The sequence below is a fragment of the Trinickia dabaoshanensis genome, from assembly GCF_002879885.1.
GTDB lineage: Bacteria > Pseudomonadota > Gammaproteobacteria > Burkholderiales > Burkholderiaceae > Trinickia > Trinickia dabaoshanensis.
Map to the genome: position 1 here is coordinate 228,272 of NZ_PNYA01000004.1, position 22,168 is coordinate 250,439.

The following is a 22,168-nucleotide window of genomic DNA, read 5'->3' on the forward strand; positions in this document are numbered from 1 at the left end:
AACGCCATCCGGCCGAATACGGAGTCGCAGTAAAACTTACCGGAGTGTGTGAGCAACCGCTCATAAGAGCGACGGCAGCCTGATAGCAGCGACTCGGCGAGCCCTTCACGGGACCGCGTCTCATCGATGCGACATCTATGGCGGATCGCTTTTCGAGGTGCCGCGGCGGCTTCATTGTTTGGACCAAATGCCCCGCCTGCCCGGTGGCGCAACGGTTTCGCTGCGCTGCGCAAACCCATTCGATACCCGCGAACGTTCGTTCGAACTTTTAGGCCGAGCGAGTTTATCTTCAGTCGCAATGTTTCAGTAACGAAACATCCCCCTTTCCAAAACCGCCAAATCAATCGCAACGCGTTGCGGCGTTCCTTGCTGCGCAATGGTTTGCGCCCCGATGGCACACCCATTGCCTTAATGCCTCGCAATCGAATTCGCCGCAACTGCATACGTTTCATTGGGATTGCGGCAAACAACTTTGGCGAAGGGCGGGTGATATCGGACGCTGCCCTAGCCGAAGAGACGACGGGGCCATCGCGGCGCTATGCGAGCTGTACGGACATACGAGCGAAACGCCCCGTCTAGGTGGTCGCCCTAGGGCGACCGAGCATGTCGTGGTCCTCTAAAGAAAGGCCGCGGCGTTTTGGTTGATTTCAACCTCTCCATCGGGGGCAAATATGAGCAAGTTCCAACGTTTCCTGCGCGAAGAAGACGGTGCTGCCGCAATCGAATACGGTCTTTTGGCCGGTCTGATCGCGGTCGCCATCATCACGACGGTCACCTTCATCGGCACGAGTTTGAACACCGTCTTCGGCTACGTGCAGACCGCCTTGGCGGGCGTCACCGCGCCCTAATCGCGGGCCGCAGGTCTCGAGCGCCTCGCCGCGCTCGAGACCCCGCGAGATTTCATCCATCGGGGGAAAAGCATGAACAAGTTTCGAGCGTTCTTGCGTCGAGAAGAAGGAGCAGCGGCGATCGAATACGGTCTGCTAGCCGGCCTGATCGCCATGGCGATCGTCGTGTCGGCCGGGATGATCGGTACCAGCCTGAACACCGTCTACGGGTATGTCAGCGCTGGGCTCGCGACCATTAGCGCGCCTTGAAGCCGACCCTGAAAAAGACCGGAGCGCTTCGCCTCCTGCACCGCACGCCATGCCCTCGCGAGCTCCATGAGCGCGGCGGCATCGGAAGGCGACATGTCGCGAAGCGCGCTTTCGAATTCATGTATGCGATAGCGATGAACGGGGAATGTAATGAACGCCCTCCTATTTCCAACGGGCCCCTGCGTAGTGGCGCTGGTCGTCGTGGCGATGTCCTTCGATCTGCACACCCGCCGCATCCCGAACTGGCTCGTGGCAACGGCGCTGGTCGTGGCGCTCCCCGTCGAGATCATCGCCAACGGGTTGCCGATCGGTCCGATCTGGTGGTTGACCGGCTTGTTGACGGGCGGCTTGCTGTTTCTACCCGGATATTTGATTCGCATGCTGGGTGCGGGCGACGTGAAGTTGATGGCCGCCGTCGGCGCGCTGATGGGACCGCGCGGTGCGCTCGAGGCCGCGATGGCGGCGACGGTGGTGGGCGGCTTGATTTCGTTCGTCGCGTTGCTGCAAAAACGCCGGCTGCGCCGAGGCGTCGCTAGCGCGATCTCGACACTGATCACGATGTCGGCCGACGACGCATCGAATCGCGCCGACACACAGGCTGCCGTCGGATCCGCGGTCGGCGCATTGCCTTACGGCGTCGCCATCGCGATCGGCTCGGTGGTCGCGATCGCCATCAACGCGTAACCGAACCTGAGAAGAACAAGGTAACGAAATTCGAGTGGCAGAGGGCCGTGGGGGTCGATCGAAGCCGAACCGAGCGCGCGATACGCCGGTCAAGAAGCCGAGACGACACGGAGAAAGAGAAGCCGCGCCTGGGAGGGAAACGCGGACGCGAGGGGCAGCAGTTCACGCACACGAAGAGGCGCGAGCGGAAGTTGCCCAGTTTATCGCCCGCCGTGAGGCGGGCTTATTCGGGGGAAGTGCAATGAGCAAGAACGTCAAACGAACCGCTTGCGCGGTCACGCCAAACGAAGCCGCATTCCGAAGCGCGTACGAATCGTATGCGCGAGCAACGCAGGCCGCGGCCTCGTTGTACGACTCCCCCGAGCTTTGATGCTTAAACGACGCGGCGCCGCCGCACGGGAAAACGCTTGATACACGCCGCCTCGACGCGCTGCTCCGGCAACTTCGAATGCCGATCGCGCTGCGAAGCAACCGATAGGTGAACGACATGAAAAACCTTCGCGCATTGATGATGCTTCTGATTGCCGCAGCGGCCGGATTGACCGCCGTCGTCTTCGCATCGCGTTGGATGATGGCGCAAAACACGAATGCGACGACCAAAGTGGTCGTCGCTACCGCCGACATCGACCTCGGGCAGCGCATCTCGCCCGAATTCATCAAAACGATCGACTGGCCCTCGGGCAGCGTTCCGCCGGGCGCGTTTCACGATGTCGGCAAGGTCGACGGCCGCGTGCTGAAGCAAAGCGCGATGCGCGGCGAGCCGATCTTGGAGGCGAAGCTGTCTCCGCAAGGATCGACGGGCGGCTTGTCGGCCGTCATCGATCCCGGCGCCCGCGCCATCACGGTCCGGGTGAACGATGTGATCGGCGTCGCGGGTTTTGCGCTTCCGGGCAACTACGTGGACATCATCGTCAACACGCAGAAAGACTCGGCTGCGCAGACCGATCAGAAGATCTCGAAGATCGTGCTCGAACACATTCTCGTGCTCGCCGTCGCGCAAGAAGCCGGGCGCGACGAGACGAAACCGAAAGTCGTCGATGCAGTCACGCTGCAGGTCACGCCCGAACAGGCGGAAAAGATCGACCTTGCGCGCAGCATCGGCACGCTCTCGCTCGTATTGCGCAACCAAGTGGATCCGCAAGACCCGAATACGGCCGGTGCCACCCGCGCTTCGCTGCTCAAGCTGCCGCAACCCGCCGCGCCCGCGCCGGCCCGCCCCGCAGCCGTGAAGGTTGCCGTCCATCACGAGGCACCGCGCGACTGCGTTCGCGTGATCGACGGATCGAGCAACACGCAGGAGTGCTTTTAACCGCGACCGAAGGTTCGTTCGGACTGCCGACTAAACGACCAACGCAAGCATGCGGCGGCCGAACGAAGGACCGTAACTACTCGATAACGCACGCGCCGCCACATGCAGTGCGGTCCGCAAGCGAAATTGGCATCACTTATTGCATCACCGGGGGAACGACATGAAGACTCAATCCGAACGCCTCAGCCGAGCACCGCGCCGCACCCGCGCGTCAGCGCATCCGGTTTCCGGCGTGCGCTTTTCGAAGACGCGCATGTGCGGCATCGCCGGCGCGCTGTTCTTCAGCATGATGACGCACGTGCAAGCGCAGCCGGCGGTGGCGGCAGCGACCGCCGCCGCTTCCGCGCGGGCCGCTGCCTCGCAATCCACGGCACGCGCGATGCCGTTCGCCGAGCACGGTCCGAACTGTGTAGGCGACGTGGCGATGCATACCTCCGTCGTCGTTCCGCTCGGCAAGTCGACCATGGTCGCGCTACCGGAGCCCGTGCGCGCTCGCACCGTCGGCAATCCGTCGGTCGTGCAGGCAATGCTCGTCTCGCCGCGCACGCTGTACCTGCTCGGCTCCGATATCGGCTCGACGAACATGATCGTGCAAGGCCGCAGCGGCTCGTGCAGCATCATCGACGTCGTCGTCGGCGCCGACACGAGCGGGCTGCAGCAGGCCATCGCCGAGTTGATGCCCAGTGAGACGGGCGTCAAGGTACAGGTGGCCGCCGATACGATCGTGCTTACGGGAACGGTGTCCGACTCGGTGAAAGCGCAGCGCATCCTCGAATTGGCCAACGCATTCGCGCAGCGTCCGCAAACCCCGCTCGCGGGCCAAGCGCGCAACGGCACCGCGTTGGCCGCGGCCGCGCCGGCGCCCGCAACGGCCTCGACCACGAACAGTCCCACGCCGCTGCACATCATCGACATGATGCATATCGCCGCGCCGCAACAGGTCATGCTGGAGGTGAAGGTCGCCGAAGTGTCGAAGACGCTCATCAACGAGCTCGGCGCCGCGCCGAACCTGCAAGGCGCGTTCGGCAGCTGGAACGTCGGGTTGCTGGCCGATTTCTTGTCGGGCGGCATGAGCGCTCTGACGCTCGCGAAGGCCAACAACAAACCGCTTCGCCTGCTGCTCGATGCGGAGCATGACGACCAGCTCGTCAAGATGCTCGCGCAACCGACGCTGATGGCGATCAGCGGCCAGGAAGCCAGCTTCCTCGCCGGCGGCAAGGTGTTCATCCCCGTGCCGCAAAGCAACAACGGCAACGGCACGCAGACGATCATCCTGCAAGAAGAGCGCTTCGGTATCGGCCTCGTGTTCACGCCGACGGTGCTCGAGAACGGGCGCATCAACCTGAAGGTCGCGCCGGAGGTGTCGGAGCTGTCTCCCACGGGCGTCACCGTCACGGCGTCGAACAGCAACAACACGTCGATCCTGCCGCTGATCACGACACGCCGTGCGTCCACCACCGTTCAGCTCAACGACGGACAGAGCTTCGCGATCGGCGGCCTGCTCAAGGACAACATCACCGGGACGATCAAGGCCATTCCCGGCGTAGGCGAATTGCCGATCCTCGGCGCCCTTGCGCGCAGCACGAACTACCAGAACGATAAGACGGAACTCGTCTTCGTCGTCACGCCGCATCTGGCCAAGCCGCTGCCGCCGAATTACCCGCTGCCGACCGACCATTTCGGCAAGGTCAGCGAAGGCGGCATCTACGCGACCGGCAACATGGAAGGCCATGCCCCGGCCAAACCTGCGGCGCCGCAACCGAGCGCCCCCCCGGCACCCTCGGCACCGGTCAGCGCCCTGCCCGCGCCGTCTGCACCGGCCGCGCCGGTCGCGGCGGCACAGCCGGATACGCCGGCCGCATCGCCCGACGCGAAGGCCCCGGCCGACGCCAGTGCTCAGCCCGTCGCCACGGCCGATCCTGTGGCCACGCCGTTGCCCGAAGCACCGGCCAAGCTGGCCGACGACCAAACGCAGCCGGCCACCCATTGACGGCCGAAGAGACACGATCCAAAACATCGGAGATCGACATGAAGATCCAACACATCGCCCTTCGCCTCGCGCTCATCGCGGCCGGCTGCGCCGCCCTGAACGGGTGCCTCAGTTCCACCCCCGTGTGGGACCGCACCTTCGGCAATTCGATGCACACGGTGACGTCGATGCAGACGCTCAATCCGAACGCATCGGCCAACGAAGACCCGGTGGCCGGCGTCGACGGCACCGCCGCCACCGCCGCGCAACAAAACTACGGCAAGTCGTTCATGGTGCCGCCCCCGCCGACCAACATGCTCACGATCGGCATAGGCGGCTCGGGCAGCTCGGGCAACTGACACCCGCCGCCACGACACGCCCAACGCCGCCCAGCGGTAATACGAGGTAATGCCATGCTCGACATTTTGTTGATCTCGTCGGACGAAGAGCGCGCAGGCCGCATCGCCGCGCTCGTCGCCCAGGAAAACGCCGGTCATTGCCTGCGTACGATTCGCGCCGGGGCTTCGCGCCTCGGCGAATATCGCGAAAGCGCGCAGAAGGCCGACCTGCTCATCATCGACGACGTGCACCTCGCGCAGCGTGACCTGGCCGCCGTCGAGGCGATCGCCGCCAGCGCGCCGAGACTCAGTTGCCTGCTCGTCACGCCCTCGCTCTCGCAGGACTGGCTCGTGGCGGCCATGCGCGCCGGCGTGCGTCACGTGCTGTCCTGGCCGATCGACGAAGCGTCGTTCGCCGCGGAAATCTCGCTCATCGGGGAAAAGAAATCGGCGGGCGCGGGCCGCGAAAGCCGCATGCTCTCGTTCGTTTCCCCACGCGGCGGAAGCGGCACGACGTTCATCGCCGTGAACCTCGCTTACACCCTGGCGCGCGAGCGCGGGAAGCGAACGCTCCTGATCGATCTGAGCCGCCAATTCGGGGACGCTCACTTGATGCTCGCCGACAAGCCGCCCGCCGCGACACTCGTCGACGTCTGCTCGCAAGTCGACCGGCTCGACAGCGCGTTTTTCGAAACCTGCGCGATGCACGTGCATCCGAACCTCGATGTGCTGGCCGGGGCGAGCGACCCCATCAAGGCAGCCGATGTTCGGCCCGCGCACGTCGAGCGCATCTTTTCGCTCGTGATGCCTCGCTATGACGCGGTGCTCGTCGATCTCGGCCGATCCGTCGATCCGGTTTCCATGCTCGCACTCGATCGCAGCAGCGACGTCGGCATCGTACTGCGTCAGAGCATTCCCCACTTGCATACCGGCCGCCGTCTCGTCGACATCTTGCGCGAACTCGGGTACCCGGGCGCCAAGCTTCGCCTTTTGCTCAACGAATACGACAAGAGCGCGACGGTCGACGTCGCCACCCTCGAACAAGCGCTCGGCCTGCGCGTGACGCACCGGCTGCCTCGCGACGAAAAGCAGGCCGGCCGAGCGGTCGAGCAAGGCACGCCGCTGCTCGAGGTGGCCAAGGCAAGCCCGCTGACACGAAGCATCGACGCATTGGCGGACCTGCTGTGGCCGGAGCATACGGAGGCCGCCCCGAGCATGTTTTCCCGGCTCTTCACATCCAAGCCGGCGGCCTCGCCCATGCGCGCGCTGAAGACCGAATCCTGAACCCTTGACCTATCGCGGAGACAGCCATGTCCTTGCGTGAGCAATTGATGATGCAAAGCGGTGTCGTCGCGTTCGACACGGCCGCTTCCACCTTACCGGCCACGAGCGAAACGCGAGGCTCGGCGCAGGCTTATCAGCAGTTGAAGATGCATGTGCATCACACGATCATCGAACGCGTCGAATTGGACAAGTTGCAGCGCCTGACGCCCGAACAAGTCACGCGCGAACTCGGCCAGCTCGTCGAGTGCATCGTCGAAGAGGAAAAGATTCCGCTGAACGAAGCCGAACGGCGGCGCCTCGCCCAAGACGTGCACAACGAAATGTTCGGGCTGGGACCGCTCGAGCCCTTGCTGGCCGATCCCGCCGTCAGCGACATCCTCGTCAACACATGGCGGCAAGTGTACGTGGAACGACGCGGCAGGCTCGAGTTGACGGACATCACGTTCTTCGACGACGCGCATCTGATGAAGATCATCGAGCGCATCGTCTCGCGCGTGGGCCGCCATATCGACGAATCGACCCCGATGGTCGATGCGCGCTTGCCTGACGGCTCGCGCGTGAACGCCATCATCCCGCCCTCCGCGATCGACGGACCGCTCGTCTCCATCCGCCGCTTCGCCGTCAACCCGTTGACGGTCGACGACATGATCCGCAATCGAACGTTCACGCCGTCCATCGCGCGCATGTTCGAAGCGATGAGCAAGGCAAAGCTGAACATCTTGATCTCGGGCGGGACCGGCAGCGGCAAGACCACGCTGCTGAACCTGATGTCCGGCTTCATTCCCGCCGATGAGCGCATCGTCACCATCGAAGACGCGGCCGAACTGCAGTTGCGCCAGCCGCACGTTCTGCGCTTGGAAACCCGCCCGCCGAATATCGAAGGCAAAGGCGAGATCCCGCAGCGCGCCCTCGTGCGCAATGCGTTGCGGATGCGTCCCGACCGAATCGTCCTCGGCGAAGTGCGCGGCGCCGAGGCGCTCGACATGCTGCACGCGATGAACACCGGCCATGAAGGCTCGATGGCGACGTTGCATGCGAATACCCCGCGCGATGCGTTGACGCGTCTCGAGAACATGGTGGCGATGGCGGGCTTTTCGCTGCCGATCAAAGCGATGCGGCAACAGATTTCCTCGGCGATCGACGTGGTCGTTCAAGCCGCACGATTGACGGACGGCACACGCCGCCTCATGAGCGTGCAAGAAATCACGGGCATGGAGGGCGACATCATCAATATGCAGGAGATCTACACGTTCAAACGCACAGGCGTGAATGCGGAAGGCAAGATCACCGGGTACTTTTGCGCGACCGGCGTACGCCCCAAGTTTTGCGAGCGCCTGGCGGCATTCGGCGTGTCGCTACCGGACGATTTGTTCGATCCGTCGCGCCGCTTCGACGCATGAGGCAAGGAGAGCGCCATGAATACGACCTTCCTCGGCTTCGCCGTCCTGCTGTTTTTGGCGACGGTCTTATGCATCGAAGGCCTTTATCTCTTCTGGGTCAGCCGTCACGGCCCCGAGGCTAAACGCATCGCCGCCCGTATCGAGCTGGGTTCTGCCGCCGGCCAGGCGAGCGCGACGCCGCTCTCGATCCTGAAGGATCACAAGCTGAGCGACTCGCGCTGGCTCGTACGCGTACTGACGGGCGCACCGGGCGTACAGGTGATCGATCGCACGCTCAAGCAGGCAGGACTGAAGCTGACCGTCGGCCGGTTTCTCGGCTACACGGCCGGCTTCGCCGCCCTTGGCCCCGTGCTCGGCGGGCTGCTGCACCTCGCCCTGCTCGTCCAATTGGCGCTCGCCTGCGCGTTCGCTGTCCTGCCCTGGCTCTATGTGCAGCGTCAGCGAAACCAACGGCTCAAGCAGCTCGAACGCCAGTTGCCCGATGCCGCCGATTTGATCGCGCGCGCATTGCGCGCCGGCCACTCGTTCGCGAGCGCACTCGGCATGCTGGCCGAAGAACTCGCCGACCCGCTCGGGGCCGAGTTCCGAATCGTCTTCGACGAGATCAATTTCGGCGTCTCGATGAACAAGGCCTTGTACAACCTGACCGAGCGCGTGCCGATCGACGATCTGCGCTACTTCGTCATCGCCGTGCTGATCCAGCGCGAATCGGGCGGCAACCTGGCGGAGATTCTCGGCAACATCGGCTTCATCATCCGCGAGCGCTTGAAGCTGTTCGGAAAGATCCGCGCGTTGTCGGCCGAGGGCCGCCTCTCGGCTTGGATTCTCGCCTTGCTGCCGTTCGTCGTGATCGGCGTGCTCTCGGTGCTGAGCCCGAACTTCATGAAGATCTTTTGGACCGATACCGCTGCCGAGAAGCTCGCGGGCATCTGCCTCGGCATGATGGCGATCGGAATTTTGTGGATGCGAAAGATCGTGCGGATTCGCGTCTAAACGTTCGATCGTCAGAACTCTCAAGGACCGATCATGAGAACCGAACAAATCGTGTTGCTGGCGGGAATGTTTCTCGTCGTCTTCGGCACCGTGCTGCGAGCGTTGCAACTCGCGCGTCCCGATCCGTTGAAGCGGCGCATCGAAGAACTGTCCATGCCGCTCGCCGGCGCCGCGGCCGGCACGAGCGCGGGTGCCGGCAGTCTCGAGGGGCCGAACGACAGCAAATGGGGCCAAAAAATCGCCGAGGTATCGGAGCGCGTCGCCAAGCTGTCGCAACCGAAGGACGACGACTGGGACCGATCCGCGGTGCGGCTGCGCTTCATGCGTGCCGGCTTTCGCGACAAGGCGGCACCCGCCTATTTCTTCGCGGCGAAAACCCTGCTGGCGCTCGCGTTGCCCGCCATATCGCTCGCCTTCGCCGCACCGAGGTTTTCCGCGGGGCACACGCTCGATGCGCTGTTCGTCCTGCTCGCCGCCTGCGCGCTCGGTTTTTATGCCCCGAACGTCGTGCTGTCGCAGCTCACTACCCGTCGCCAGCGCGCGATCATCGAGGCGTTGCCCGACGCCGTCGATCTGATGACCGTGTGCGTGGAAGCGGGGCTCGGCCTCGATGCCGCCATGTTGCGCGTGACCGAGGAACTCGGCTCGAAGAGTCCCACGCTGACGACCGAGCTGCATCTCGTGCTGCTCGAACTACGAGCCGGCGCGGGCCGCGAAAAAGCCTTGCGCAACCTTGCGGCCAGAACGGGGGTGGAGGACATCGACACGCTGACGACCATGCTGATCCAAGCCGATCGATTCGGTACGAGTATCGGCGATTCGCTGCGCGTCTATACCGACAGCATGCGCACCAAGCGCCGCATGAAGGCGGAGGAACAAGCCGCGAAGATCGCTCTGAAGCTGCTTTTTCCGTTGATCTTCTTTATCTTTCCGACGCTGATCGTGGTACTCGTCGGTCCGGCGGCGATTCAAATCTATCGTCACCTGCTGCCGACAATGGGCCATATAGGTGGAGGCTAAAATGCGCTCGCTCGAACGACTCGCCATTGGAAAGGTATCGACCGTCGACCGGCACGTCCTGGCAGACATACTGCTGCGCGCCGTCACAGCAGCGGTGTTCGGCATGTTCGCGATCGCCGCGATATCCCGCTGGCTTGCCGCACCGACCCGCGTCACGCTGCTTCTTTTCGTCGTCGAGAATTGCTTTACGACCGGTCTTGCGCTCGTTTCACGCATGCCCGTCCAGCGCGACTGGCGTCCGGTCTCGTTGTTTTTCTCACTAGGCGGTACGTATGGATGCATGGCGTACAATTTGACGCCGGGTATCCACTTGTTGCCCGAGACGGCCGGCGCCTCGCTGCAAATCGCCGGAATCGCCTGGCAGCTATTCGCAAAAGGTTCGCTCAAGCGTTCGTTCGGTGTGCTTCCGGCGAATCGTGGCGTGGTGTCGCACGGCGCCTACCGAGTCGTTAGGCATCCGATGTACTTGGGTTACTTCGTGACCGATATCGGCTTCCTCTTGGCGAACTTTTCGCTGTTCAACCTTTCGATTCATTGCTTTCAGTTGGCAATGCAGGTGGGCCGCATCGTCCGGGAAGAACGAATCCTCGAAACGGACATCGCCTACCGTTGCTATCGCAAGGCCGTTCGATACCGGCTGATACCGATGCTCTTTTGACACTACGTTGCGACGCGGTACCGCCGGTGTTCGGCCGGTACCGCGTTGCCGCTCGTGCGCGCCCGCGTGCGTTCAGCCCGCTTTGACTTCGATGCGCCGTGGCAGCGCCGCTTCGCGACGCGGGATGCGCAGCGTCAGCACACCGTCTTGCAGGCTTGCGTCGATTTTAGAGGTGTCTAGATCCGAGCTGATCGAAAACGCGCGCGCATAGCGCGGCGCGCGCACTTCGACATGCGTCACGTTCAGCCCGGCGGGCATCGGCACGACGGCTTCGGCTTCGATCGATAGATTGCCGTCCTGCAGCTTCACTTCGAGCTTGTCTTTGGGTACGCCGGGTAAATCGGCCCATACCGTCACGCCGCCCTTGTCTTCGACGATATCGACGGCCGGCACGAGCGCCGCACGGCGTACGCCGCCTTCACGCTGGCCCAAAGCGCCCGCTTCACGCGGCGCGAGTTCGTTTTCGTTGCTCATTGCTTGCTCCTTCGCCTAATCGTACGGTTACTGAACGGTGACGCTGCGCGGCTTCGACGACTCGTGCTTGCCGATGCGAATCGACAGGCAGCCGTCCGTATATTTCGCCTGGACGTCGTCGGGATTCGCGTTTTGAGGCAACTCCACCACGCGCCGGAACGCACCCATGAACCGCTCGCGCGCGTACGAGCGCGTCTCGTCGCGCGTCGCCGCTTCGGGCCGCTTGCGCTCGCCGGCGATCGTCAAAATGCCCTTATCGATCGACACGTCGAATTGCGATGCGTCGAAGCCCGGAGCAAACACTACGATCTCGATCGAGTCGTCGGTGGTGCCGATGTTGATCGGCGGAAAAAAACTTTGACTCGAGCGCAGGCTCGTGGGGAAGCCGCCCGCGAGCGACGACATATGGTGTTGAAGGCGATCGAATTCGCGGAAAAAATCGCTGCCGAAGTTTCCGAATAGGAAGTCACTCATGATTATTCCCTCTAAGGTTTCCGGATCAGCACCCAGGAACGACCTGCTGTCCGAGCACGAAGAAAAATAGCGGCGGCCAAGAAGATTTCAAGAGGTCGTCGCACAAGAAAATCCGCGGGTCATTGTGTTATCTATCGCACCAACCGTTTCATCGACGAAACAAATCGCGCGGGTGGGCGGCGGCTAGCGAGCAGCGTCAAAGCGGCGGGAGCCCGTCGCGACGGGCTTCGAGTATCGAGCGCGCCGTCGAGTCTCTTCACTAGCGCCGAAATGTCCCGAATTCTGTATTGCCCGTGCGACAACTCGGGCGGAAAACGAGGGTTACTGCCTTATTGCCTCCGGCATCGCTAGAGCCGGCGCCGCGGCTACGCCGATGGCTCGCTTTTCGCTAAGACGTAGCACGCAACCGCTTGCATAAACCCAAGCATGGGTGCCGGCACGCATGGGGCGAGTCCGTCGATCGAACGGGACGCCAGCCGAGCACGCCATCGAGGCTATCACGCAGTAAACCGGGGGAACTATGAACAATCGTCTACCGACCCATACCGGGTCTCACGCCACCCATCGGGCATCCGGGCAAGCCGGCCATCGGCGCGCACAGCGCAGGCGTGAGAAAGGCAGTGTGGTGGTGGAGTTTGCGCTGCTGCTGCCGCTGTTGCTCGTCATCACGTTCGGCATCATCGAGTTTTCGATCGCGCTTTACGACAAGGCGGTCATCACCAATGCAAGCCGCGAAGCGGCGCGTGCGGGCATCGTCTACGCATCGCCGCAATTGACGACTACGCAGATCCAAGCGGTGGCCACGAACTACTGCTCGAACTACCTCATTTCATTGGGCAGCAAGCCGACTCCGACCGTGACCGTCAGCCATCCGTCCGGTACGACCTCGGGCAAGCCGCTCACCGTCACCGTCAGCTACGGCTATACGAGCCTCGGCATGAGCGCGTTCGTCGATCCGATGCCGAGCCTGCTCTCGATGAACGCCACGACGACGATGAACTACGAATGAGTCGGTCGTAGGCCGACAAAACCGACAAAGCCGATAGGCAATTCACAAGATGTGACCGGGGGAAAATCATGCGCAACGACGCTCATTTCGCTAGGCTCGCGGGCCGGCAACGCGGCGCGATCGCGATCTACGTCGCCCTATTCTTGATGGTCATGCTGGGCTTCATCGCGCTGTCCGTCGATATCGGGCGCGCGCTCGTGGTACGCAACGAGTTGCAAAACGCAGCGGACGCGGCAGCCTTGGCCGGCGCGGGCCAACTTCAATGGACGAACACGCCGACCACGTGGGCCAATGCGACGTCGAAGGCCAATGCCGCGATCTCGCTCAATTACGCGGACGGAAAAGCGCTCAGCACCGGCACCGTGACCACCGGCTATTGGAGCGTGACGGGCTCGCCCGCCGGCATGCAGTCCACGACGATTACGCCGAGCGGAAGCGAGTTGCCGGCCGTGCAAGTCACGGTAAGCCGGACGGCCGGATCGAACGGCGGCCCGATTCAAACCTTTTTCGCGGGGCTCATCGGCACGAACACGATCGACGTCAGCGCAACGGCGGTCGCGGCGATCGCCATGCCGGGTGTGGCCAAACCGGGCGCGCTGTTCCCCCTCGCCATCACGCAATGCACGTACAACCTGTTTTGGAATTCGTCGACCGGGCAGCCGACGATCGATCCGTCGACCGGCAAGCCCTACGAAATCAAGATCGGCTCGTCGTATCACACCGGCACCTGCTATTACGGGCAGTGGACGACCTTCAATACGGTGGCCAACGATACCCCGACCGTCATCAATCTCATTCAGAATGGCAATCCGACGACGCTCAGCATCGGCGACAATACCTGGATCGATACCGGTACGAAGAACTCCATTTACAAAAACATCAGCACGCCAGTCCAAGTCTTGCTGCCCGTGGTCTCCGACGTCTCGACGGGTTCCAACCAGCCGATCATCGCCTTCGCGCCGTTCCAGATCGATCAGTCGGTCAATGGCGCCAACCCTTACGTCGCCGGTCATTTCATTACCAACTACCTGCCCACCAACGTGGGGCCGGGAGGCGGTACGCCACCGGCCTATTACGGGGCTTATGTGCCGCCGGTTCTGGTGAACTGAGGCGGCGCCCGGCCCGGGACTGGACCAAGACCGGGCCCTGGTCATCCATGGCATAGTCACGGCTGATGCAACATCGAGCCATGAGGAGGTGCCGTGATCCGCAAGAGCCTGAACGCTTCCCGTCTACAGGACGAAGTCAGCCGCCGTCTGCACCGCATCCACGAGATCGTCGAAGACGGCGTCAAGATTCGCGTGCCGCGCCCGCAAAAACAGGAGCCCGATGCGAGCGGCTGCAATTGGACGATGAAACACTTCGGCAATGCCGTCGGTTACGACCGGTTCGTCGACGAAGTATTGCGCGCCGTGCGCGCCGAATACAATTTGTCGGACACCGACGACGCCAAGGACATCCATAGCTTATTCGGCGAATAAGCGAGGCGCCGAGCAAGTTCAGTTGAGCGACCCGGATTGCAGGTCGGTAAGATGCGGCCACAACTGGGCAAGTAAAGGCGAGGCGTTATTGCGATCTCGATAGAGCCGCAGTTCAAGGTCGAGCACCCAGCGCCGCTCCCCGGCGCTCGTCAGCACACCGCTCGCCAATTCGCCCTCGATCAGGCTGCGCGGCAGCCACGCAATCCCATCGCTGGCCAGCGCCATTTGCTTGAGCACCTCGGCCATGTCCGATTCGAAATAGGGCTGCAGTACCGCGGCATTGCCCTGCCTGCGCAGCACCAGCGCAAGACAACGACCGAAGTAGGTCGTTGGCGCATAGCCGATCAACGGCACAGGCTGACGCGCCGTACCAGGCAGCCTCGGCTGCCCGCCCGCGCGTCCGGCGGTGCGGCGCACCGGCATGAACACGTCCCGCCCGACCGTTAGATACTCGTAGCGTGTCGGATCCAAATGCAAGGACAGCTCGGGATGATGGTAAGCAAGCATCAGTTCGCAGTTGCCGTTGACCAGCATCAGGATCGAATCGTGAACGTTCGTCGGTACCACTCGCGCTCGCACAGCACCCAGACGTTGACTGAGCGCGTTCAACCATCTCGGCAAAAAGCTGGCCGAGAGCGTATGCCCCGCCGCGATCTTGAGCCCGGGCCCGTGAATCCGCTCGTCGTTGCGAATGATCGATCGCGTATCGAAGAGCTTTCGAAGCATGTCCTCCGCAGCTTCCTTGAACAGCAGGCCGGCTGGAGTCAGCGAAAGCGGATAGCTGCTGCGATCGACGAGTTCCGCCCCGATCCATTGCTCCAGTGACTGGATACGCCGGCTAAATCCCGACTGCGTGAGATTGCGCGCCTCGGCTGCACGCGAAAAGCTTTTGTATTGCGCGAGAACCACGAGATCCTCGATCCATTCCACTTCCATATCGACCTCTAGCCCCGTGCACGATCCACGCGAAATACGAGTCGACACACTATGCATCGTGTCACCCGCACGCGCAACCGGCTACGGCTCGACTTCGTCACGTCGACGAGAAGGGAGTCGCGGTAGTCGCGCGCCTCGCCGCTCGCGATACGTCTGCAGGCGTTGATGCGCCGCGCGCGCCCGGGGCCTCTATCTCGCCGCGCGCATAAGCGACACACCGCTTGGCGAGAATTTCCGTGGGATCCGCCAACCACGCGACACGCCCGCTCGCGCTGGAGCGTTCACCTTGAGGCAGCAGCAGCGGCAGTTCGGTGCAGCCAAGAATAATCACTTGGCACCCGCGCTCCATTAGCCCATCGCAGGCTGCCGCGATATCGTCCATGCATTCCCCGGTCGTATAGCCCGCTTTCACGCCCTTGGGCCCGTAGATCGCTCGCATGACACGTTCTTGCAACGCCGGAGCCGGCGTGACCTGAACGAGTCCTGCCGCGGTCAGCGGCCGCTCGTATACGCGGCTGGCAATCGTACCCGTGGTCGCCAGCAAACCGACTTCGCGCAGCGTAGGAAACGTGGCACGCAAGAGCTCGGCGGTAACCGTCAACATATTGACGATCGGCACGTTCAAATAGGGCTGAATGCGTTCGACGAACGCATGGGCGGTATTGCAAGGAATCGCGATGATGTCCGCAGCGCCGGCCTCGAGCTTCTTGCAAGTCGCATACAGTGAAACCGTCGGATCTGCCCCACCGGCGACTAAGCTTTCGGTGCGATCGGGGATCTGCGGGTTTTGTTCGACCAGTAGTTTGATGTGATCTTGATCGCGCGTAGCGGGCGTATTACGGACGATCTTCTGCATGAAATCGACCGTGGCTGCGGGGCCTACGCCTCCTACCACACCCACTTTGAAGGTACGTGTCCGACTCGCGTATTGCCCGTTCAACACATATTGCGCGTAGACGCAGTTCGCATCGACGAGCGGTACATCGAGCGGTTCGAGATGCTCCACCACGAGCCCGAGTTCGGTCAGCCCCGTCAGCAGCAGGTCCGCGCCCCTCGCCATCAAACCCGCGCACGCCTCGCGCAGCAGCTCGATCGAACGCCCCGCCCAATTGCCGGATTCGACGCCGCTCCGGCCATACACCGCCTGCGTTACACGGTTCGAGTGTTCGCCTTCGTCGACTTGCGGATACAAAACCTCGAACTGCGGGTTCGCGAAATACCGCTCGAATAGGCCGCTTTCCGCAATGGAGTCAGAAGTCAAAATGCCGACGCGCCGAATGCCCGGGAACCGACGGCGCACGTGCGCATGCAAGCCCTCGACCATGTCCACGATCTCGATCGCGCAGTTCTCCCGCAATTGCTCGAGGTAGAGGTGGCTCACGAAGCTCGGAAGGACGACCGTCGTCACGCCTCGGCTCTCGAGCGAGAGAATCGTGTCGTAGACGTACAGCTTGCGTTGCGTGCTGTGCGGGTCGTCGGAAACGTCACTTTGGATCGGATGCTGCTCGAACACGATGTCGAGGCGCTCGCCGTCTTCCGACGCCGACGCGGATTTGATCATCTTGAAGAAAACGTCCGCGGCGCCGAGCACGCCATCCCCTCCGACGACGCCGAACGAGCGATTGATCGGATGCATAGCGACACTCACTGCGCTTCGCCTTGCAGCGATTCGAACGACGTCTTGCGCGCGACGCGGCTCGCACGGGCCGTTTCCCATTTCGCGATGACGGCCGTTGCGACGCTGTTCCCTATCACGTTGGTCATCGTGCGGCCCATGTCGAGAATCTGGTCGATGGCGAGGACAAGGGCCACGCCCGCGACGGGAAGATGAAACATCGGCGCGACTGCCGCGACGACCACGACCGAGCCGCGCGGCACGCTCGCCATGCCCTTGCTGCTCAGCATCAGCACCAGCAGCATCAGGATCTGTTGCGAGAGCGGCATGTCCACGCCGAACGCCTGCGCAATGAAGATGGCTGCGAACGACTGATACATCATCGAACCGTCGAGGTTGAACGCGTATCCGAGCGGCAATGTAAAGCCCACCACCTTCTTGTCGACGCCAAATGCTTCGAGTTGTTCGGTCAAACGTGGGTAAGCCGCCTCGCTGCTCGCGGTGGAAAACGCCAGCAACGCGGGCTCACGGATGGCCTTCAGCAGCGAGCCCATGGGTTTGCCCAAGAATAGGTAGCCAATGCCGATCAGCGCGGCCCACAGCAGGACCAGCCCGAAATAGAAGTCGCCGATCAACTTGCCGTAGGTCACCAGCACGTCCAGGCCGCGGATCGTCACCACCGACGCGAGCGCTCCGAACACGCCGATCGGCGCAGCGCGCATCACATAGTTCGTCAGTCGCAACATCACCGGCACCATGCCGTCGATCGCATCGACGACCACCTTTACCCGCGAATCCGATTTGAGCGCTGAAAGCGCGACGCCGAAAAACACCGAGAACGTCAGGATCTGCAAAATGTTGTTACTCGCCATCGCATCGAGGAGACTGGTGGGAAAGGCGTGCGTGATGATGTTCTTCGCGGTCAGGCCACCCGTATCGAGCCCGGTCGCGGAATCCGCCGCGGTCGAAACCAAATGGAGGCCGGCACCGGGTTGAAGGAAGTTTGCGAGCGCGAGACCGAATGCAAGAGAGACTAACGAAGCGCAGAAGAACCAGCCGATCGTGCGCGAGCCGATGCGCCCCGCCGCGGACGCACTATCCATCCCCGCCAGCCCCGAAACGAGCGTGCAGAATACGAGCGGCGCAATGATCATCTTGATCAGACGCAGAAAAACATCGGTGACGATCGAGAAGTAGCCCGCGATGTTTTTTGCGGAAGCCGCGTCGGCTGCGTTCACGTGGCAGATGTGGCCGACAATGACGCCGAGAATCATCCCGGCTAAGATGGAATAGGTCAGACGGTTTTTCACGTTGGTCTCCCACATCGTGATCGTTGAACGGTGGCTCGCGGCGGTGGCCATGCAAGGGCCGCAGGTCCACGAAGGCTGAGCGCACGCGCGGCGCGATGTGCCGCGGCGAGCAAGCTGAAGCGATGGTAGGGCGCAGAAAAGCCGAGTTGATGCGATCGCTGCATTGGCCCATGCGGGCGACGCATAACGTTCGGAATGCTTTACTGGGCGGGGCGTTGGCGGATTTTTGACTGTACTGTCGGAGCGTCGAACAGGCGGATCAGCGGCGCGTCAATACGAGCGTCTGCTGCTCCCCTGCCGGCTCGAAGGCGGCGCGCATCGCGTGCGAGGTGCCGAACTCGTCGATCGCCTGGATCTCGCACGAGGTCCAAGGGAGCCGTGCCGGCAGATCGGCACTGCCGGTTTCGCCTTGGACGAGGACAATGACGCCTTCGCCCGCGCGTGGTCTCGCCACGACACGATGCCGGTACGCATCGAGCGTAGAAGGCAATGCGTAGTGAATCGACCTTGCGCCGGGCGCCGCGAAGCCGGTGAAACTGAACGCCGTGCCGTGCGCTTGCAGATCGTCGCAACGAAGGAGGCTAGCGGGCGAGACGTCGAACGATACGAGTCCTAAGCGGCGGCCATCCACATAAACGCCGCAGTAGTAGTAATCGACCTCACGCGGCGGATGACCGCGCGCAACGCTTCTCGGGAATGCGCTCTCCCGCTCGCATCGATATTCGACGGACCGCGCGAAATCCTGCGCCGGCAATCGCTCCGGTTTCAATTGCACGAAAGGCACCGCGGCGTCGCCCTCGGATGCCAACGATAAGCCCCCATCGCCGCGCACTTGGCAGCCGATCCGTTTCGGACGCGTATCGGCCGTCTGCACATACCAAACGATCGACTCGCCGCCGGCCGCCTTCTCCGGCGGCGCGGGCTTGCGTTCGTCGGCTGCCGGGAAGAAGGCGTACCGGTTGCGTACGCGGGTGACGCCCCACCCTCGCGCGATCTCGCCCGAGGCCGGCACGTTCGGCAGCGGCTCGCCGCTCTCATGGTCGATCAATCGGATGCTCTCGCGCTGAGCGTCGCTCAAGGAAACGCTCTCGCCGTTCGCGTCGATCGCGCGCACCCGCACGGTCAACTCGACTTGCTGGCGGCCATTCCGATAAAGACGGCTGCTCGGCGAACTGACCGTCATGTCTTGCAAGACGAGCGTCGCCCACGGCGAGCGGGTTTGCGCCAGCCGAATGTTCATCGCTTTCTCCCTGAAACCTGTCGCGTTCTTATCGGTTTCGCCGAAACGATCTCGCACGGCAGTGCAGTCTAGGACAAGATCTCCCGGACGCAACCGCTTTTTTCCGCTCGATCGACCGAGCGGATCTTCCGTGCCCGCGTTTGGGCCACAATATCGGCATCGACCGCTCTGAACGTCGGATTCGACGATGACTACCGCTTCGTTTCAACCCGGCACGCTCTGGCCCACCCTCGTCGCGCAAACGGCCCATGCACTCGCTTGCGGCGCGCTGCGCCCGATCGACACCATTCAAACCACGCTCGACGACGCGGGCGTTCGCTTCGTCGTCAGGCAGGTGTCGAGCCTCGTTCGCAAGCCCAAGCAAACGATGCGTTCGACCGAACCGCCCGTCGATCCGTTCCTCCCGCACGACCCTAATCTATTCGTTGCGGATATATCGCCTACGCATTTCGCGCTGCTCAATAAGTTCAACGTCATCGACCACCACTTGCTGATCGTGACGCGCGCGTCCGAGCCGCAAGAAGCACTCCTAGACCTCGACGATTTCACGGCATGGTTCGCATGTTTGAACGAGTTCGACGGCCTCGGGTTTTACAACGGCGGACGCGATGCGGGAGCCAGTCAACCGCACAAGCATCTGCAGATCGTGCCGCTGCCGCTCGGCGACATGGGGCAAGCGCTTCCAATCGACGTGCTGATCGAAGCCGCATTAGCCGAATCGAAGATCGGCCGCCTACCGGGACTGCCGTTCGAGCACGCTTTCGTGCGGCTCGAAACCGGGCCGGCCTCGGAGGTCGCGCGCCAAGCATTCGAACGCTATCGCGCGTTGCTCGATGCGGCCGGCGTGGGCGCCGTGGAGGCCGCGGGTCGCCTGCATCAATCCGCGCCTTACAACTTGCTCACGACGACGAAGTGGATGCTGCTCGTGCCGCGCGGTGCCGAGCAAGCGGAAGGATTGGCCGTCAACGCGCTCGGCTTCGCGGGTTCGCTGTTCGTGAGAAATGCCGAGGAGCTCGAAACGGTACGCATGATGGGGCCGATGAGCTTGCTGCGCCGAGTGGGCCTGCCTCGCCGGGATGTCGCATAAGCGGCCCGTTCGCCGAACGCATTATCATGGGCGGGTCGCACTTTTTTAGACGAACTTTTTCTTCCATGTCCGCCTTTGTCGTCGCGCCGGCACGTACGCTTTCCTTCCGCGCCGCGCTTGCCTCCCTCGCACTCGCGCTCGCCGCTTGCGCGGCACCGAATCCCCCTGCCGCGCAGCATGCGTATGTGGATCCGATCGGCTTGTTTCCGATGGCCGCCTACGATCAAAACGTCGATCACTGGATCGATCCGGCGAGCGCCAACGACGACACGCCGTTCCTGAGCGCGGCACAGCAGCAAGCTCAGTGGAACGCCTATCTCGCTCGCTATTTCGGTACCGGCGAGCGCGATGCCTCGCCGTGGAATCCGGCTTACATCGCTAATCGTCTATTCGGTCAAGGCGGCGCCGACATCGTCGACTTGCAACTGCGCCGCATCGGCAATTACGACAACGAAGGCAAGGGACGCCGCACCATCGGCTATGGACAAAGCTACTTGCCGCATTCCGCTCGATGGATCGACGATATCGAGCGCAATATGAATTTGCAGCAATTCGGACAGGCACCGCGGTATTCGCCACGCGCACGCGCGATCGCGACCGATGCCCTGCTCGTGCGCGAATTGCCGACGATGGATCCTTCGTTCTATTCGCACACGCTCGCAGGCCAAGGTTATCCGTTCGACAATCTGCAAATCTCGTCGGTTCGGCCCGGCACGCCGCTTTACGTGCTGGGCCATAGCGTGGATGGCGCATGGGATTACGTGCAAGCGCCCGACGTGCAAGGCTGGGTCTTAGCAAGCGGAGTAGGCTCGGCGGACGATGCGTTCATCGCGAACTGGACGCATCGTCCGAGCACCGGCTGGGGTGTGGCGATAACGGCATCGACTGCCGTCAGCGATACGACGGGCGTCTTCCGCTTCAATGCGACGGCGGGCACGCTACTGCCCGTTGCGGCAAGCTCGGCACCGCTCCCGTCCACCGCCCCAGGCCACCATACCGTGCTCGTTCCCGCCCGCGATATCGACGGCCGCGCCGTGATACGGGAAGCGCAACTCCCCGACACGGCACTGGCTCCCGCCCCGATCGCAGCCACCCCGCGTCATTTGTCGTTACTGATCAAATCGTTGATCGGCCGCCCTTATGGGTGGGGCAATATGAATTTCTATAACGATTGCTCCTCTGAATTGCAGAGCATTTTCGCGGCGTTCGGCGTATGGTTGCCGCGCCATTCGTCGGCGCAAATGACGGCCGGCGATATGACCGACCTCTCGACCGAATCGCCGGCGCAGCGGCTCGATTATTTGATCGAGCACGGCAAGCCGATGCGTACGCTGATTTATATCGGCGGGCACGTCATGCTTTATTTGGGCAATACCACGCGCGACGGGCGCACGGTTCCGGTTGTCTACCAGGACATCTGGGGGCTGCGTCCGGCCGACAACAGCCGGCGTGCGGTGATCGGCGGCTCGGTGATCTTCCCGCTTTTGCTCACGATTCCCGAAGACCCGAGTCTGGAATCGCTGGCCGCGACGCGGATCTTTCAAATCACCGTGCTCGGTATGCCCAGCGGCGCGGCGCCACCGCCGACCGACGAGAACCCGGCGAGTTGAGGGCGGCCGCAAGGGTGATAACGGACTTCCGTCGGCGATTTGCGGTTGAAGAAACAACGCACCCAATTCATTACCGCCTCACATTCCCCGTAGTCATATCACTCGTCCAGATATCGATTTCAAATTTGCTTTGAATATTCCGCCATCAATTCCGGGCCCCCGAATTGCTCCGACGCCATC

General features: G+C 62.7%; 22 protein-coding genes. 16 read left to right on the top strand and 6 right to left on the bottom strand.

Annotated features, from left to right (window positions below):
• Positions 1–671: 671 nt before the first annotated feature.
• The 11 genes from C0Z18_RS06290 (at position 672) to C0Z18_RS06340 (ending at position 10,752) form a co-directional block, all read left to right on the top strand.
• Entirely contained in the window at positions 672–848 is a 177-nt protein-coding gene (locus tag C0Z18_RS06290) for a Flp family type IVb pilin (protein WP_102644517.1), read from the top strand.
• Positions 849–920: 72 nt separating this feature from the next.
• Complete coding sequence (locus tag C0Z18_RS06295; RefSeq protein WP_102644518.1) at positions 921–1,097, top strand: Flp family type IVb pilin; 177 nt, start codon at positions 921–923, stop codon at positions 1,095–1,097.
• 150 nt (positions 1,098–1,247) lie between these two features.
• Complete coding sequence (locus C0Z18_RS06300; RefSeq protein WP_102644519.1) at positions 1,248–1,781, top strand: A24 family peptidase; 534 nt, start codon at positions 1,248–1,250, stop codon at positions 1,779–1,781.
• Between the two features lie 487 nt (positions 1,782–2,268).
• Positions 2,269–3,090: a Flp pilus assembly protein CpaB gene (gene cpaB, locus C0Z18_RS06305; RefSeq protein ID WP_102644592.1), complete on the top strand. Its 822-nt coding sequence runs from the start codon at positions 2,269–2,271 to the stop codon at positions 3,088–3,090.
• 160 nt (positions 3,091–3,250) lie between these two features.
• Positions 3,251–5,080: a type II and III secretion system protein family protein gene (locus C0Z18_RS06310; RefSeq protein WP_102644520.1), complete on the top strand. Its 1,830-nt coding sequence runs from the start codon at positions 3,251–3,253 to the stop codon at positions 5,078–5,080.
• A gap of 38 nt (positions 5,081–5,118) precedes the next feature.
• On the top strand, positions 5,119–5,418 hold the full coding sequence (locus C0Z18_RS06315; RefSeq protein ID WP_102644521.1) for a hypothetical protein: 300 nt from the start codon (positions 5,119–5,121) through the stop codon (positions 5,416–5,418).
• A 54-nt stretch (positions 5,419–5,472) separates the two neighbouring features.
• Entirely contained in the window at positions 5,473–6,681 is a 1,209-nt protein-coding gene (locus tag C0Z18_RS06320) for an AAA family ATPase (protein WP_102644522.1), read from the top strand.
• 26 nt (positions 6,682–6,707) lie between these two features.
• A complete protein-coding gene (locus C0Z18_RS06325; protein ID WP_102644523.1) occupies positions 6,708–8,081 on the top strand; it encodes a CpaF family protein in 1,374 nt (457 codons plus the stop codon).
• Positions 8,082–8,096: 15 nt separating this feature from the next.
• Entirely contained in the window at positions 8,097–9,074 is a 978-nt protein-coding gene (locus C0Z18_RS06330) for a type II secretion system F family protein (RefSeq protein ID WP_102644524.1), read from the top strand.
• A gap of 33 nt (positions 9,075–9,107) precedes the next feature.
• Positions 9,108–10,094 (top strand): type II secretion system F family protein, encoded by a 987-nt coding sequence (locus C0Z18_RS06335; protein WP_102644525.1) that lies wholly within the window; start codon positions 9,108–9,110, stop codon positions 10,092–10,094.
• A 1-nt stretch (position 10,095) separates the two neighbouring features.
• Complete coding sequence (locus C0Z18_RS06340; protein ID WP_102644593.1) at positions 10,096–10,752, top strand: methyltransferase family protein; 657 nt, start codon at positions 10,096–10,098, stop codon at positions 10,750–10,752.
• A gap of 72 nt (positions 10,753–10,824) precedes the next feature.
• Here the strand turns inward: C0Z18_RS06340 and C0Z18_RS06345 are convergent, their stop codons facing one another.
• Complete coding sequence (locus tag C0Z18_RS06345; protein ID WP_102644526.1) at positions 10,825–11,226, bottom strand: Hsp20/alpha crystallin family protein; 402 nt, start codon at positions 11,224–11,226, stop codon at positions 10,825–10,827.
• Between the two features lie 27 nt (positions 11,227–11,253).
• On the bottom strand, positions 11,254–11,700 hold the full coding sequence (locus C0Z18_RS06350; protein WP_102644527.1) for an Hsp20/alpha crystallin family protein: 447 nt from the start codon (positions 11,698–11,700) through the stop codon (positions 11,254–11,256).
• 520 nt (positions 11,701–12,220) lie between these two features.
• Here C0Z18_RS06350 and C0Z18_RS06355 point away from each other — a divergent pair.
• From C0Z18_RS06355 to C0Z18_RS06365, 3 genes are all read left to right on the top strand, one after another.
• Complete coding sequence (locus C0Z18_RS06355; protein WP_102644528.1) at positions 12,221–12,709, top strand: TadE/TadG family type IV pilus assembly protein; 489 nt, start codon at positions 12,221–12,223, stop codon at positions 12,707–12,709.
• Positions 12,710–12,777: 68 nt separating this feature from the next.
• Positions 12,778–13,818, top strand: a complete 1,041-nt coding sequence (locus C0Z18_RS06360) for a TadG family pilus assembly protein (RefSeq protein ID WP_102644529.1) — start codon at positions 12,778–12,780, stop codon at positions 13,816–13,818.
• A gap of 93 nt (positions 13,819–13,911) precedes the next feature.
• Positions 13,912–14,190, top strand: coding sequence for a hypothetical protein (locus tag C0Z18_RS06365; RefSeq protein ID WP_102644530.1), 279 nt, complete (start codon positions 13,912–13,914; stop codon positions 14,188–14,190).
• An 18-nt stretch (positions 14,191–14,208) separates the two neighbouring features.
• On the opposite strand, the gene C0Z18_RS06370 is transcribed toward C0Z18_RS06365, so the two are convergent.
• From C0Z18_RS06370 to C0Z18_RS06385, 4 genes are all read right to left on the bottom strand, one after another.
• Positions 14,209–15,126, bottom strand: coding sequence for a LysR substrate-binding domain-containing protein (locus tag C0Z18_RS06370; RefSeq protein ID WP_102644531.1), 918 nt, complete (start codon positions 15,124–15,126; stop codon positions 14,209–14,211).
• A 97-nt stretch (positions 15,127–15,223) separates the two neighbouring features.
• Complete coding sequence (gene cuyB / locus C0Z18_RS06375) at positions 15,224–16,762, bottom strand: cysteate racemase (protein ID WP_102644532.1); 1,539 nt, start codon at positions 16,760–16,762, stop codon at positions 15,224–15,226.
• An 8-nt stretch (positions 16,763–16,770) separates the two neighbouring features.
• Positions 16,771–18,051: a dicarboxylate/amino acid:cation symporter gene (locus tag C0Z18_RS06380; RefSeq protein ID WP_102644594.1), complete on the bottom strand. Its 1,281-nt coding sequence runs from the start codon at positions 18,049–18,051 to the stop codon at positions 16,771–16,773.
• Positions 18,052–18,310: 259 nt separating this feature from the next.
• Positions 18,311–19,291 (bottom strand): hypothetical protein, encoded by a 981-nt coding sequence (locus tag C0Z18_RS06385; RefSeq protein WP_102644533.1) that lies wholly within the window; start codon positions 19,289–19,291, stop codon positions 18,311–18,313.
• 187 nt (positions 19,292–19,478) lie between these two features.
• Here C0Z18_RS06385 and C0Z18_RS06390 point away from each other — a divergent pair, with 187 nt between their 5' ends.
• A complete protein-coding gene (locus C0Z18_RS06390) occupies positions 19,479–20,378 on the top strand; it encodes an ATP adenylyltransferase family protein (RefSeq protein ID WP_102644534.1) in 900 nt (299 codons plus the stop codon).
• Positions 20,379–20,443: 65 nt separating this feature from the next.
• Positions 20,444–21,988, top strand: coding sequence for an SH3 domain-containing protein (locus tag C0Z18_RS06395; protein WP_102644535.1), 1,545 nt, complete (start codon positions 20,444–20,446; stop codon positions 21,986–21,988).
• Positions 21,989–22,168: the final 180 nt, after the last annotated feature.